Genomic DNA, 15,241 nt, shown 5'->3' on the forward strand with positions numbered 1-15,241 from the left:
TTTACCCTTCGTAACCATAACCGTTCATTCCATTAGGAGTCATTATTGAGAAGCTTATAAGCAATGATATACCTAGCCTTACATTGTTGTCATCGGATAATACTTGTAATCTAGTTGTGGGAAAGATAAGTAATATTACTGAAATCAGTTAATAATATCTATGGATTAAGGTTTTATTCAGTCTACGATAGGGTGCAGGGTTAAACGGTAACTTCCTTGACACTTCTGCGAAAGTTAAGATATGAGTTGGTTCAGATAGATAGGTGACACTTATAATAGTGTTACTATGAAGATAATAAGCAGTACAGGACCTGGAGCATATCGCCTGGCGAGGCTTCAGGAGGGGCCATCAAAAAAGCCAGGCAAAGACTTAAATGGTTTGACTACTATAATTCACATGGTCGTAATGCCCGCCTCACTTGTCGCTATTTTGGCATCTCCCCACAGACCTTTTATCGCTGGAAAAGACGCTATAATCCCAGGCATATAGCCATTCTTTAGGACTGCTCTCACCGTCCTAGGCACTTAAGGCAACCCGGTTATTCAGGTGAGCTGATTGAGGCAGTGCTTGGATTAAGAGAGGAATACCCTCGCTGGGGTAAAGATAAGCTGGTGGTATTGCTGCGCTGTGAAGAATTTGCTTGCTCTGCTTCTACAGTGGGTAGGATATCACATAAGCTGAAAGAGCGCGGCATATTGAAAGAACCAATACCGAATCACATTTCAGCCAGGAAAAGGCAGAGGCAGCGCCCTTATGTGTTGAGAAAGCCCAAGGACTATCTGGCTGAGGAGCCGGGGGATATAGTGGAGGTGGATACACTGGATGTCAGGCCCCTGCCCGGGGTAATACTTAAGCACTTTACCGCCAGAGATATCATCTCAAGGTGGGACGTGCTGGAAGCTCACAGCCGGGCAACATCTAACATCGTATCAGGGTTTATAGATATCCTGTTAAAGCGAATGCCCTTCCCTGTCAAGGCTATTCAAGTAGATGGAGGCCCCGATTTTCAGGATACCTTTGAGGAGGAGTGTCAGAGGATAGGCATAAAACTCTTTGTTTTACCACCACGCTTACCTAGACTAAACAACGGCGTCGAACGGGCACATATAACTCACACCGAAGAATTCTATGAAGTGGCCGAAAGCTCATTCGACGTTGCCGAATTAAATAACGAACTACTAGAACGAGAGAGAATTCATCATGAAGTCCGGCCAAATCAAGCATTGGGTTACCTTACCCCTAGTTTTTGTAGAGCCACAGACATATTACCCAGAAAAGGAGGACAGGTGTCACTAATCATATTAACCAGCACAACGTATTGACAACACACATCAATATCATTATATTAATTGTACCTATTGTATGTAATGAATACCGAAAATATCAAACTTATTGTGGCTGCCACAGAATCGCTCTTTCTGGAAGCATTGGTAGTACTTATTCACAAGAGAAAGGGATTGCGGGTCATAGGTACGGCGCAGGATGGAGAAGGAGTCATCAAATTATGTAAGAACCAACATCCTTCTGTGCTTCTCCTCGAAGGTACTATGCCGAACACTGATATCGTTACGGTCGTAAAAGAAATAAAAAAGTTAAGTGTAGGAACTGCGGTCTTGGTAATAATGAAACATGGACATCCACAAATGGTAAACAGCTTTATTGAAGCTGGGATCAATGGGTTAGTGACAAGCAATATTTCCAGCAGCGAATTGGTAGATGTCATTCGACTAATACACACTGGACATATAGTCTTGAATGCTCAAGGTCAAAACATGTCAGAGGTCTCTGATAACACCAAACTCACTAATAGTTTGCATCCTCGTGAAAAAGAGGTGTTACGATTGGCTTCCGGTGGCATGAGCAACAAGCGAATAGCCGTTACTCTCAGTATTAGTGAACGCACAGTGGCAACACACTTTTTTAATATTTATCGGAAACTAGGAGTACGTACACGACTTGAAGCTGCGGTGATTGCCATAAAGGAAGGTTTGTATAATACAAACGAGTTAGCTGCCGATATCATTCCAAATGGCAATTAACTACAAGACTACTAATAGGCGTAAACTTGTACTGAATTAAATTTCAACCACGATGCAACAAACACTATAAAGTTTCAGGGAAGCTGGGTGTAACCTGTCAGTGATGTGCAATATCATGGCCAACATTGAAGAAATGGCTTTAACGGTATGAGGAATTCGGCATTCATAGCTTACTCAGTAAGAGCCGTAAATTTAAAATTCGCTAAACCGGAAGGTCTTTGAAGGCGCAGAATGGTAAATATTATACCTCTGCTTGGGAAATAACCTAGGCGTTCGGCGTATTAAGAATGAACTGTAACGCCGGTATCAAACATCCTTGTCCTTGGCCACCATACGTGATATTCTAGTCAGAAATAAGGGCAAGCCGTTGCGGTGACTCAAGCGTAAAAGGAAGCTCAAGCGATACTCTCGGCCTATTCCGAGCGAAAGGGGACAGCTAGATACTTGCAAGACCGCCCCTAGCGCATATAAGTATACAGCGATAGGTGACTGTACTCGCTATCAGGAAATGGAAATATATCCCGCTCGGAAAGCGGCTAATAGTATCCTATTTCTCAAGAAAGTGGGCGAAGAAACATGCTTCCCCACTCAAAGCATTCAGACTGACCGAGGTGGGGGAATGCTTTGCCTATAGTGTACAAGAATGGTTTGTAAAGTACCGTATTAAGTTCCGCCATATATGACTCAGACAGCCTCATCCAAACGGAAAGGTGTAGAGGGATCAGCAGACCGTCCTCAATTTTGGCGTCAGTAGATTTCTCTTAGGATCATCTCAGTGACAGCTTGGCAGAATAACAACACTAACTACAACCGGAATCAGGTTCATGACTCTCGTAGTAAAACCCCTACAGATAAGTCTGCTAAATTAAGACGGCAGCCCCCGCTTTGGGGAGAGGTGGAAATTGCTTGCGATTCCGATAAAGAATTCATCCGTATGCAAGATTAAGTCTAGACTAGTTCATAAATTACTTGTCGCTACTCATATCTACTACGAATCACAAGAGCTTAATACCCTCGATCTTTGTTTCCTGGAGTTCTATAACAAAGCCTGATCCCAGCTCAACGGTATGATAACGGCATCCATCCTGCTTCCCGCTTCTGATAACTTCGTAATTTAAATCTCTTAATTTCGCCGTAACCTTATCAAAATTATTTACAACATACCCTATAGCCCATAGCCCTTCGCCATGATTTTCGATGAATTTAGCAGTCGGTGAGTCTCCTGAAAGTGGTTGTTCAAGTTCTAATATCATCCCTCCTAGATTGGCAAAACCATGCATAAATTCGTACTGTTTCTTACCAAAAATCGCATCATCGCGACTTGGATCCGGGTATTTGCGGATATTCCACGATCCAATGTTTAGTTTATGCGACAGTTCATCGGCACTTTTATAGATGTCTTTAACAACTAGAACCATAAAATGCGCAGTATGTGGCAAATCAATAATTGTTGTAAATCCGCGTTCTACCTTTCCCATATTAAAACCACCCCCACTATGATGAGACTTATTTTCATCCTACAAAATTTACCCCCTATAACCCTTAATTCTTCACTCCATAATAATATCATAAACTGAACAAGGTCTTAATCTATAGATATTATTAACTAATTTCAGTAATTTTACTTATCGTTCCCGCGACTAGATTACAAGTATTTTCTGATGACAACAATATAGGCTAGGTATATCATTAGTATAACAACGCTATTGACTGAGGGGGATCTCTGGTAGTTTGTGTTATGGAACTGTAATCCAGATTGATCTTCAAGGAGGTGGTATCTGTAAATAAAATTTCTAAAATTAATTTAAAGAGTATTAGGTCATTAAAATTATGTGAATGTGTCCATTAAGATTGAGGGGGTGTTTCTAAATGAAACCGATTTTGGTAGTTATGTTGGTTGTGGTAGTTGGGGTGTCTTCCTTGTTTGTTTCTTGCGTCCCTACGGCTCCAGCGCAACCTGCACAAGAAGAACCGATAAAGATCGGAGGGCTTTACTCACTAACAGATTTTTTGGCAGCCCTGGGTGTAGATTCACATAGAGCTACGGAGGTCTGCCTAGAACAACACAACTACGAAGTTCTGGGAAGACCGATAGAGTTTATTGCAGAAGATATAGCTTCCTCGCCTTCCGTGTGTTTGGATAAGACCAGAAAGCTTGTTGAGACAGATGGAGTCAGCATAATCGCTGGACCTATTCTTACTTCTGGTGCAGATGCGATCGGCCCATATCTTGAACAAGCAAGGGTACCCTATTTACTTAATTCGTGCATAACCGACGAAGAAGCGCTTAGCGGTTGGCCGGTTTGGGGTCATGCCGGAACACTGAATCAGAGGTGCTACACTATGGGTCAATTTGCCTATGATGAACTGGGCTACAGAAAGATTTCGACCCTAGTCGTAGATTACCTCGCAGGCCATCTATACATGGAAGGTTTTATGAAAGGGTTCACGGATCGGGGAGGACAGATTGTTCAGGAACAGTCTTTCCCTTTCGACACACTTGACTTCACTCCTTATATAGTCAATCTACAGGATGCCGATGCTTTGGCTGTGGTAGTAGTTGGTCCGGTAATACAAGCATTCAGACAGTTCAGAGAGCAAGGTGTCTGGGAAAAGATGCCTATAATATGCGCAACCGATACGGGTTTGTTTGATGAAGTTTCCTTGCTTGAGGTTGGGCAGGAATCGATAGACACTGTTGGTGAATCGCATTATCACTTCTCTAGCACTTCGCCAGGGAATAAAGAGTTCAGTGATATTTACGAGTCTAAGTATGGTGTACCGCCTTCTTCATATGGCGGAATGGGGTATATTACAATGCAGATCATACTGGATGCAATAGAAAGATCAGGGGGAGACCTGTCTTTTGAAGCGCTTTCGAAAGCCATCTCTGAGACTGATCTAGAGACTATTCGAGGTAGAATCAGTTTCAGCCCTGAAGGAATCGGGAATACTGATACTCAGATCATGGAGATCGTTGGTCCCACCACCGTAGAGACCATTGCCGTATATGCAAGCAAGGCTGTGAGAGTCGGTGATGGCTTTGAGGTAACTGTGGAACGCATACAGTGAATTCGCGTTGCTGGTACAGGAGTACTGTAAAGCTATTCCTGTACCAGCAAAACAGAGCCATGTTAGCCTAACGTTCAGTCCTTCTGGTCCTCTTGTTACGAGTAAGGATGTGTGAGGCATTAGTTGTGGGTGCTTTTTTAACTAGTCTTTTAAGTGGAGTATCACTTGGGATGATATTCTTTCTTATAGCTATAGGATTATCGTTAGTCATTGGTCTCATGGGAATCATTAACCTTTCCCACGGATCGCTCGTCATGTTAGGGGGATACCTAGGAATCTTTGTGGCTAAGTCAACGGGCGAAATTGGGCTTGGTATATTAGCTGCTATCGGCGCATCAGGTTTGGTTGGTTTAGGAATCCATCGAGGTTTCCTTCGTGGATTATATCGAAAAGACCTCGAGCAAATATTGGTGACATTCGGTTTCGTCTACATAATAACTAACCTACATTTATGGATCTATGGGCCACGTCCTAAGGCACCTTTTGTTCCGGCAGTTTGGGGTAGTTCTTTTGCTATTGGCGATTTTCAATTGCCTATTCATCGCCTGGCAGTAATCGCTATTGGATTGGGAATATACTTCGGGTTGTGGTGGCTCTTTGAAAAAACGAAACTAGGTGCAACTATACGAGCCGGAATGGATGATAAGGAGATGACGTCTGGCTTAGGTATTAATCTTACACCAGTTACCATCCGTGTCTTCTTCATAGGAACTGCCTTGGCTGGTTTAGCCGGTGTAATCGGGGCGCTTTCACTAGGTGGAATGAGTCTTGAGGCTGGGCCTACTATGTTAATGGTAGCATTGTCCGTTACTATAGTTGGTGGTGTAGGTTCCATAAAAGGCGCACTGGTGGGTGCCCTAGTGATAGGTATTGCGACTGCTTTAACCACAACCTATTTCCCATTCTTAGCTATGTTCATTATGTATATAGCCATGATTGTTGTACTCGTGATTAAGCCTTCCGGACTATTAGGGACAAAATAATTATGAGGCGTGGAGAATTCGATTTCTTATGAGTATCAAAAATCTGCGTAGTCTTGCCCCTTTCCTAATCATCGGATTATTTCTGATAGTGGCACCCTCTTTTCTAGGTGCCGGGGCTGTGGGCCTTATTACCAAGATTTTAATATTTACTCTTTTGACCATGGGTTTAGATCTAGTATTTGGATACACAAATCTCTGGTCTTTTGCCCACGCTGGGTTATTTGGAGTCGGAGCATATAGTACCGGAATACTGATCAAACATTATGGCATTACTTCATTTTGGGTATCAGCCCCACTCGGAGTCTTGCTAACAGTAATTTGTTCCGCTATCTTCTGTGCAATAGCTCTGCGTGGAAGACTTATCTACTTTCTTCTTATTACCCTTGCACTAGGTCAAATAATATACTCAGTTGCTATGAAGTGGAATGCAGTTACTGGCGGCGTTAATGGTTTGGCAGGTATATCATATCCTGAAATGGGGGTGTTTTTTCACTTTACACCCATTAGCTATTATTACTTCACCTTAACGGTTGTGGCTATATTAGCCTATCTACTTTATCGAATCGTGAAATCTCCTTTCGGCGTGAGCCTACAGGGGATTAAGGGCAACGAAGTTCGAATGCGGATATTAGGCTACAATACCTGGTTGCTGCAATTTGCTGCGTTTCTTATCAGTGGGATGTATGCAGGTATAGCCGGAGTTCTGTACATACACTATAACGGTCTTATTGCTCCTTCTGACGTGGGTTTTCAGGCCTCTGGGTTGTTAATGCTTATGATAATAATTGGCGGTACTGGTACCCTCTGGGGGGCAGCTATTGGTAGTACTATATTCATGTTGATGCAATACTACGTAAGTTTAATCACACCAGAGCGTTGGCCTTTTATAATAGGAATTGTATTCATTGCCGTTGTTATGTTTTCTACAGGCGGCATTTTACCAACTATACGTAGACATTGGGGCGAGGTACAAAAACCATGGCAATCTTAGAAGTCGATTGTCTGACGCAAAGCTTTGGTGGTTTGAGGGTTTTGGATAGTATATCCTTTAAAGTTGGGAATGACGAGAGAGTTGCGCTTATTGGTCCTAATGGGGCAGGTAAATCCACTCTCGTCAACATACTAACTGGCGTACTACCATGCCAAGGTGGCCGAATACATTTCTTAGGTACCGATGTAACTAAGATGAGTCCTAACAAGCGCACTTCTTTAGGTCTCTCTCGCTCTTTCCAAATCAATACTCTTTTTAATGACTTGAGCCTACTCACTAATGTTCTACTTGCAGTACGGGGTAAAGGGAGAGGCCATTTCCATATGTTTCGTTCATTAATGTCTTATGAGCGCGATATCGACGCAGCTAAAAAATTGCTACAGTTGGTTGGATTGTGGGACAGAAAAGACGATTTGATTAGTGCTCTCTCCCACGGAGAACAACGTCAGGTTGAAATCCTACTAGCTCTAGCTTCTAGGCCGAGGATGTTGATATTGGATGAACCGACTGCTGGCTTGTCATCTGCGGAAACCAAGGCCTTCTTAGAATTCATGGGCCTTCTAGTTAAGGATATGACACTGTTATTCGCTGCACACGACATGGATGTAGTCTTTTCTCTAGCTGACCGGGTCATAGTACTATACTATGGTGGTATTATTGCTGAAGGCACACCGGACGAAATACAGAGTAATCCCAAGGTCATCGAAATATACCTAGGAATGCGTGGCAAAAATGCTTAGAATAGTCGATGTGCATACTTTCTATGGAGAAAGCCATATCCTACATGGTATCTCTCTGGAGATCAATCCTGGTTCAGTAACAGCTATCTTGGGTCGCAATGGAATGGGAAAGACAACTCTTATGCGATCGATAATTGGCTTCACCCCGGTTCGTTATGGTGAAATCTGGTTTAAGGAAAAAGAAATATCGAGGCTCCCATCATATAAGATTGCTCAAATGGGCCTAGGTTTGGTACCACAGGGAAGGCGGATCTTCCCATCTCTAAGTGTCAAGGAAAACCTCACCGTAGGGCAGAAACCGATGATGAGCAGTCATAGTTGGTCATTGGAAAGGGTTTATTCGTCCTTCCCAATTCTAGAAGAGCGTGCGAATGTCAGAGGTACCCTACTAAGTGGTGGAGAGCAGCAGATGTTATGCATCGCCAGAGCCTTGCTTACTAATCCGGAATTTCTGCTGATGGATGAACCATCGGAAGGTCTCTCCCCACTGTTTGTAATGAGGGTGGGTGAAATCATTTCTGAGTTGAAGAAAGAGGGGCTATCAATACTGTTGGCCGAGCAGAACTTGTCCCTTGCCGTAGAAGTTAGTGATTACGTTTGTATAATAAGCAAAGGGGAATTAGTCTATAAATCAACTCCTCAAGACTTATTGAGTAATGAGGAAATTATGCTCAAGCATCTTGCTATTAAGACCTGAATTCCTCTGCATCTTAGATAAACGAAGACTGGCGACAGTTCGTAGCCCGAAGGGTGGTGAAAAGATTAGCATATTGATTTTGATAAGCTGGTTGTTGGTTAGGCAGCAGTTACGGAGTCCACGATGGAATAGGGCGTTATTGCTGTATTAGGTGTGAAAAAGTATTCAGAGATAAAAGATGGAATATTTCCACGAGACGGGAGGATTTATTAGGGCAGTGAGTTTGGTAATGTGGGCACGTTCTGCCAGTGTCCCTTCCTATGACAACTTTAGGTAACCGTAAGTTGATTAGGAGCATGATCCAGATAATGCAGTTAGATTTGGTTAAATGGAAGGCTTACCCAAATGGCTATGGGATGATGAATGAATATAGACATAAAGATGCCATAGCGTCGAGGTATTTTAATATTCTCACGGGAACCGATAATAGTTGCCCGATGGCCGTTGTTTCTAAAAGCGTGATAGATTCCCCTGTTACCGTGAATTTCAAAAGATCAGGCAAGGCGGGATAGCTAATTCTGGATTATGTGGTTAGAGTTACTTGAAGAACATGGATAATCAATATGGAGGGTGAAGGTTGAGAGATATTAATGATATAGAAGAAATGCGAAGGAAAATATTTAAGCATATGTTCGTGCAATACAGATCAGCTGCTTGGTTACGTGAACCTGGCCATCTTAAAATTTTTGAGAAAGGCGAGGGAGTTCGCATTACTGATGTAACAGGTAAAACGTATATTGATGGTGCGGCTGGTTGGCAGTACGGACTTGTGGGCCATGGAAGGATGGAAATTGGTGATGCTATACACAAACAGATTGGTGAGCTAGCTATTCTTGCCGGGGAATTTGTTAACATTCCTTCTCTGAATTTAGCCGAGAAGTTGGCTACAATTACGCCAGGAAACCTGACGAAGGTATCATTTTGTAGTTCCGGGTCTGAAGCGGTAGAGACAGGAATGAAGATAGCGAGACAGTATCATGTACTCAATGGTGAGCCAAGACGACATAAGGTCATAACTAGAAGGGGTTCATATCACGGAGCAACATGGGGTTGTATGAGCGTCACGGGAGTCTATAGGAACGTGTTTTCGTACTTTGAGCCCATGGTTCCGATGGCAATAAGAGTAGCTCATCCGTATTGCTACCGTTGCTCTTACGGACTGCGATATCCCCATTGCGATCTCCAGTGTGCTAGAGAAATAGAGCGCGTTATTGTTAACGAGTCTCCAGACAATATATCTGCGGTGCTTGGCGAACCAATTTCACACTCATGTTATGTCGCAGTTCCTCCGCCTGAATACTGGCCTATGGTGCGCTCCATTTGCGATAAGTATGGAGTGCTTCTTGTTAATGACTGTGTTCTTACTGGCTTTGGACGTACTGGTAAGTGGTTTGCTTGCGAGCACTGGGACTACGTTCCTGACGTAATATGTTTCGCTAAGGGTATCACTAGCGGCTATACGCCTGCCGGAGGAGCAATAACAACCTCTGAGATAGCTGAAAAAGTCGAGAGCGGTCCTCACATTGGTCTCGTTAATATAAACACATGGGGTGGAAATGCTCCTTCGGCCGCAGGAGCTCTTGCGAATATCGCTATTCTGGAACGTGAGCAACTGATAGAGAACTCAGCTAAGATGGGGGAATATTTACTGGAGGGACTTAGAGATCGACTTCTAAAGTATCCGATAGTCGGTGACGTTCGGGGAATGGGGTTGATGGTTGGTATTGAGACGGTAGCAGATAGAAAAACCAAGGCATTTTTCGAACCAGAAGTGAAAATTGTTGACAGAACTTTTAAGAAATTGGAAGATAATGGCTTGTTATGCCGGGAGTTTGAATCAACTATTCTTTTAACACCACCATTGTGTATTTCTAAAAGCGATATTGACGAGATAATTACCATATTGGATAAGATCATTGCTGAACTAGCCTTAGATCTCGGCTATTAGGGGAACAAATCACTCGCTATACTGGCAAAAACTAGAATAGATCGCGATGTAAAAGAATGAGGGTGTACTAATGACTTCATGAAACAGCGTGATCTTAAAGCATTAGAAAACTTGTCTGCCGATAAATGGAACGTAACTAGGTTACGCACATTTTAATCACTATAAATGAATAGGGAAGGAGCAGAGATGCAACTAAATGAACTAGAAAACGAATTTGCGTTGGTAGGTTCTACACTTATTGATGGCTCTGGTGCTGAAGTCAAACAAGATGCTGTAGTGGCTGTTAAAGATGGAGTCATTAAACATGTAGGTGGTAGGGATTCAGTACAACTAGACCAGGGCGTACAGCAGGTTGATGTATCGGGGAAATTCATTATGCCCGGTTTGATCAATTGCCATGTTCATTTCTTGGGTTGTGTCAGTGAATACTATGTAGAGTGGATGACCGAGCCTAATGAAATACAAGCTATAAGAACCGTGAATGAGGCGCGTAAGATGTTAGAGTGGGGATTCACTACTGTGAGAGACTGTGGTTCGAGGTATTCACTTGCCCTTAAAAGAGCAATTGATGAAGGTTCTGCAATTGGCCCAAGAATTGTCTCGTCAGGACTCGGCATTTCTAGGACCGGTGGACATGGAGACTTACCTAGAAACATCTGGGCCCTAGATGATGAGTTTATTGATCATGTGCATCCTTGGGCTCTCCGGGCTAACGGGACAGATGATATACGTAAGAAAGTTCGCAGGCTTATTAGTCAGGGAGTCGACATGATAAAATTCTGGGCAACTGGCGGTGGCTACTGGGAAAAAGACAATTACAAACACCTTCATTTTACCCTCGATGAAATGCAAGTGATTTGTGATGAGGCTCACGAACTGGATTTAAGGGTAGGAGTACATAGTAAAAATTTTAGGTCACACAAGAGAGTAATAGAAGCCGGGGTGGATGTGATCGACCACTTCTACTTTTGCGAAGGTGAAGAGGTTGACGATGAGATAATAGAAAAGATGCTTGATAATAATATTGCTTTCGTACCGATGTGCTCTATATATCTTGTTGAAATAGAAAAGGGTGTTGGAGAGTGGGCAGTGCCTAAAATCCCTGAGAATAATATCAGAAGTTGGCAAAGAGCATATAGGAATGGCGTCAAGCTCGCGATGGGCACAGATTCCTTCACAGAGGGTATTACACCAAGAGGGAGTTATGATATAAAGGAGCTCAAGCGAATGGTGGACATTCTGGGTTTGACTCCGATGGAGTCCATCGTTGCTTCAACGAAAGTAGCAGCTGAGGCTTGTGGAATACAAGATAGTGTGGGAACAATTGAAAAGGGGAAGCTGGCAGATCTGCTTATCCTTAGAGAAAATCCCATTGATAATATAGGTAGTCTCGAAAAGATGGACAATATCCTAAATGTAGTAAAGGGTGGCAAGTTGGTAAGATAGGAGTAGTAGAGTTCTGGTGATACCTGTTTTGGGTCGTAGCCAGGTCTAATCGCGGACTATTTGCGAAACATATTCAGTCGGCGGCAATTGGCAGAGAGAACATTGTTACTTCAGCCTGTTTTTCATTTGTAGATTGGTCCTATAAATAGCAGAGGAATTTGCACAAAAAGAGGATATAGATATGACAAAGTACCTTATATTAGCATATACTGACGCCCCAGATCCTTTGCGTGAGAACGAATACAATGAATGGTACGACAATATCCATCTACCCGATGTGTTGGAGACTCCAGGTGTTATTAACGGCACACGCTATGTTTGTACTACCCCAAACACGGGGCCAGGCAAATTCCTAGCACTCTACGACGTAGAAAGCGATAACATCAACGGAGTAATGGAAGAAATGCGTGTAATCATGGACAGAAAGAGAAAGGAAGGACGTCTCAGAGAGGGAGTAGACTTAGTTACGATATTAGTAGCTACTTACAAGAGGATAAGCTCTCTCCAAACTAAGGTGGGCGATAATCCTTAATACTGGGATGGTTGCCGTGAATAGGCCATTCTACTATCGAAAGGTGGCCTAGGTGGAATAAGGGATCTTGTGGGAAAACCAGGCATTGCAGTGGGGCGTGTTCTTAGAAGATTCGGATAAAACTCTTGCAGATTATTTGCGCTCTGAGACTCGCTGGATTTGTCAGGGTCGTTACCTGTGTCTCCATAGGTCTATCTGTAAAGGGTCTATGGCGTGATTTGTTAGAGTATGTTATACATAGAAAATCCGAAGGCTATCACTGGTATCATTCGTGTATTCTATCTTAAATCAGCGTTGCAAGACATCATACGGCATTACTGTGAATACTAATATAACAACTCATGTGCCACAAGCATCGCGGAAGCTAATTACAATCATAGGAGGTTATATTTAAATGGGTAGACTAGATGCCAAGGTAGCAATAATAACTGGGGCTGGTTGTGGACAGGGACGGGCGGCAGCCATGCTTTTTGCGAAAGAAGGGGCAAAGATTGTTATTGCGGAGGTAGAAGCTGAAGCAGGGGAACAGACAAGGAGATTGATCAAAAATGCTGGCGGTGAAGCTATATTCGTTAAGACTGATGTCTCCAAAAGAGAAGACATTAAGAACATGGTCAATCTGACTATTGAAACCTATGGCCGGCTAGACATTCTCTACAATAACGCTGGCATCTCTGGCGAAAGTAGTTCTATAGTAGATTGCACAGAGGAAAACTGGGACAAGATTATGTCTGTTAATCTCAAGGGTGTTTGGCTCACGATGAAATACGCTATTCCCGAAATCTTAAAAATAGGGGGAGGGGCAATTATCAACACCGGATCTGTAGCTGCACATAAGGGTGTGGTGAATATGCCTGCCTATTGCGCTTCTAAGGGTGGAGTAGATGCATTAACCAGAGCCGCAGCGGTAGAATATAGTGGCCAGAACATTCGAATTAACTCAATTGACCCTGGGCCTATCAAGACACGCATGCTATTGTCTACCTCTCCGGAAAAGGAACAACGGTTTCTAGATTTAGTACCTCAGGGCAGATATGGCGAACCAGAGGAGATATCTCAGGCGGCTTTATTTTTAGCTTCTGATGAGTGTCCCTATATGACTGGCCAAACGCTAATCATTGATGGAGGTCTTTCGATTGAAAGCTTTCAAAAGGCTTAAAGATCTATCTCGGAGGCTGATATCTGATATGTATTTATTATGAGTTTACATTAACTTTCATGGAATTTAGGTATAATCTGTCAGTGACGTAGAATATCCGTGCCAAAATTGAGTAAATGGCTTCAGTGCTATGAAGGAATTGTAGTTCATGGCTTAATCAGTAAGATCCGGAAGGTCTTTGAAGAGCAAGGCAAATGGAAAAGCTATCGCAATATCTTAAATGGATAGAGATAGACATAGATGCTCTGGTTCAGAATATTCAGGCTCTACGAAGCCAACTAAGACAGGGCGTGAAGTTTATGGCCGTAGTCAAGAAAAATGCCTATGGGCACGGTGCTCCGGAAGTATGTCAGCATGCGCTGGAAGCAGGCGTAGATTCCCTGGCTGTATATTCTTTAGAAGAAGCGCTAGAACTCCGCGAAGCCGGTATTGATGCTCCTGTACTAATACTCGGTCCTGTATCGTCAAGCGCAGCAGATATTGTAGTTAGACAACGATTGATTGCCACAGTGATCGAGAGGGAACTAGCTCATGCTCTTTCTAAGGCTGCTAAGGAACAGAAAATTGTGGCGGAGGTACATGTAATAATTGATACCGGCATTAATCGCTTTGGAGTATCCTTAGAGGAAGCTCCTCAATTTCTCAGCTATCTTGGAGAACTTACTAACCTTAACGTGGCAGGTTTGTATACACACTTCTCTTCTGCGGATGAAACTGACCACACACCAACCAGGATACAGTTGGAGAAGTTTCTCGATCTGGCCAGGCGCTTCCCGCATATCACTACTCTGCATGCTGCTAACAGTGCGGCTACTCTCCAATTTCCAGAAACTCACTTAAATATGGTTCGAGTAGGTATATCAATTTATGGTTTCTACCCTTCTAATGCGGTTAGAAAGTCTGTGTCCTTAAGACCGGTGCTCAGTCTTAAGACAAGGGTTATACGGCTTTATTCAATAAAGGAAGGGGAAGGGCTAAGCTATGGTTTGACTTGGGTTGCTCCCCGAGATTCCTTAATTGCTCTAATACCTTTTGGGTATGGTGACGGTTTACCTAGGTTACTTTCTAACAAAGGAGAGGTACTTATAGGAGGTAGACGTGCTCCCATACGTGGTGTCGTCTGTATGGACCAATCCATTATCGATGTGACGGGCATACCAGACGTAAGGGTAGGTGATGAAGTTACTATAATCGGCCGACAGGGTAGTGAAGAGATAACTGCCGGTGATATAGCCGAACTAACCGGTACTATACATCATGAAGTGGTGACCAGGTTATCTGGGGTGCTTCCCAGACTTTATTTGCGTACTAGTCAACCAGAAACTTGTCGCGCTGTATGATCTTATAGAAAGGAGTATTATCATGATGTTAAAAGGAGGCTACTGGGGTAAAATCCTATTCGTAGATTTGTCTCGTGGTGAAACAAGCACTGGTGTGTTTGATAATAGCTTCGCTAGAAAATACCTGGGAGGAGTCGGCCTAGCGTCTAGGATAATCTACGGAAAGGTAACCAAGAACACCAATCCGCTCGGACCGGGTAACGTGCTTGTGTTTGCCGTTGGGCCGTATCAAGCAGCGAATGTTGCTGGGTCTGGAAAGTGCAGTGCTTCAGCTAAGTCGCCACTAACGGGGT

General features: G+C 43.3%; 14 protein-coding genes. 13 read left to right on the forward strand and 1 reads right to left on the reverse strand.

The annotated features are described in order from the left end of the window. The first annotated feature begins 564 nt into the window (after window positions 1-564). Both PHI12_06005 and PHI12_06010 read left to right on the forward strand, forming a co-directional pair. Entirely contained in the window at window positions 565-1,323 is a 759-nt protein-coding gene (locus PHI12_06005; GenBank protein MDD5510340.1) for a hypothetical protein, read from the forward strand. Window positions 1,324-1,368: 45 nt separating this feature from the next. Then, entirely contained in the window at window positions 1,369-2,040 is a 672-nt protein-coding gene (locus PHI12_06010; protein ID MDD5510341.1) for a response regulator transcription factor, read from the forward strand. A gap of 995 nt (window positions 2,041-3,035) precedes the next feature. Here the strand turns inward: PHI12_06010 and PHI12_06015 are convergent. Further along, complete coding sequence (locus PHI12_06015; GenBank protein MDD5510342.1) at window positions 3,036-3,518, reverse strand: VOC family protein; 483 nt, start codon at window positions 3,516-3,518, stop codon at window positions 3,036-3,038. A 391-nt stretch (window positions 3,519-3,909) separates the two neighbouring features. On the opposite strand from PHI12_06015, the gene PHI12_06020 reads away from it, so the two are divergent. The 11 genes from PHI12_06020 to PHI12_06070 all read left to right on the forward strand — a co-directional run. After that, window positions 3,910-5,112 (forward strand): ABC transporter substrate-binding protein, encoded by a 1,203-nt coding sequence (locus PHI12_06020; protein ID MDD5510343.1) that lies wholly within the window; start codon window positions 3,910-3,912, stop codon window positions 5,110-5,112. Between the two features lie 107 nt (window positions 5,113-5,219). Continuing rightward, on the forward strand, window positions 5,220-6,095 hold the full coding sequence (locus PHI12_06025; GenBank protein ID MDD5510344.1) for a branched-chain amino acid ABC transporter permease: 876 nt from the start codon (window positions 5,220-5,222) through the stop codon (window positions 6,093-6,095). A 28-nt stretch (window positions 6,096-6,123) separates the two neighbouring features. Further along, the gene (locus PHI12_06030; protein ID MDD5510345.1) at window positions 6,124-7,086 is read left to right on the forward strand and encodes a branched-chain amino acid ABC transporter permease; all 963 of its coding nucleotides are present in this window, start codon (window positions 6,124-6,126) and stop codon (window positions 7,084-7,086) included. After that, window positions 7,074-7,826 carry an ABC transporter ATP-binding protein gene (locus tag PHI12_06035; GenBank protein MDD5510346.1) on the forward strand — a complete coding sequence of 251 codons (753 nt, stop codon included), beginning with the start codon at window positions 7,074-7,076 and terminating at the stop codon, window positions 7,824-7,826. Before PHI12_06030 ends, PHI12_06035 begins: the two co-directional genes overlap by 13 nt. Beyond that, the gene (locus PHI12_06040; GenBank protein ID MDD5510347.1) at window positions 7,819-8,523 is read left to right on the forward strand and encodes an ABC transporter ATP-binding protein; all 705 of its coding nucleotides are present in this window, start codon (window positions 7,819-7,821) and stop codon (window positions 8,521-8,523) included. Before PHI12_06035 ends, PHI12_06040 begins: the two co-directional genes overlap by 8 nt. Window positions 8,524-9,100: 577 nt before the next feature. Further along, window positions 9,101-10,471: an aspartate aminotransferase family protein gene (locus tag PHI12_06045; protein ID MDD5510348.1), complete on the forward strand. Its 1,371-nt coding sequence runs from the start codon at window positions 9,101-9,103 to the stop codon at window positions 10,469-10,471. A 186-nt stretch (window positions 10,472-10,657) separates the two neighbouring features. Beyond that, on the forward strand, window positions 10,658-11,917 hold the full coding sequence (locus PHI12_06050) for an amidohydrolase family protein (protein ID MDD5510349.1): 1,260 nt from the start codon (window positions 10,658-10,660) through the stop codon (window positions 11,915-11,917). Window positions 11,918-12,098: 181 nt separating this feature from the next. Next, window positions 12,099-12,449 (forward strand): hypothetical protein, encoded by a 351-nt coding sequence (locus PHI12_06055; GenBank protein ID MDD5510350.1) that lies wholly within the window; start codon window positions 12,099-12,101, stop codon window positions 12,447-12,449. A gap of 394 nt (window positions 12,450-12,843) precedes the next feature. After that, complete coding sequence (locus PHI12_06060) at window positions 12,844-13,608, forward strand: glucose 1-dehydrogenase (GenBank protein ID MDD5510351.1); 765 nt, start codon at window positions 12,844-12,846, stop codon at window positions 13,606-13,608. Between the two features lie 194 nt (window positions 13,609-13,802). Next, window positions 13,803-14,948 carry an alanine racemase gene (alr, locus tag PHI12_06065; protein ID MDD5510352.1) on the forward strand — a complete coding sequence of 382 codons (1,146 nt, stop codon included), beginning with the start codon at window positions 13,803-13,805 and terminating at the stop codon, window positions 14,946-14,948. A gap of 22 nt (window positions 14,949-14,970) precedes the next feature. Continuing rightward, a partial coding sequence (locus tag PHI12_06070) for an aldehyde ferredoxin oxidoreductase N-terminal domain-containing protein (GenBank protein MDD5510353.1) occupies window positions 14,971-15,241 on the forward strand: 271 nt, incomplete at its 3' end.

Source organism: Dehalococcoidales bacterium, assembly GCA_028716225.1.
In the GTDB taxonomy this organism is placed as follows: domain Bacteria; phylum Chloroflexota; class Dehalococcoidia; order Dehalococcoidales; family UBA5760; genus UBA5760.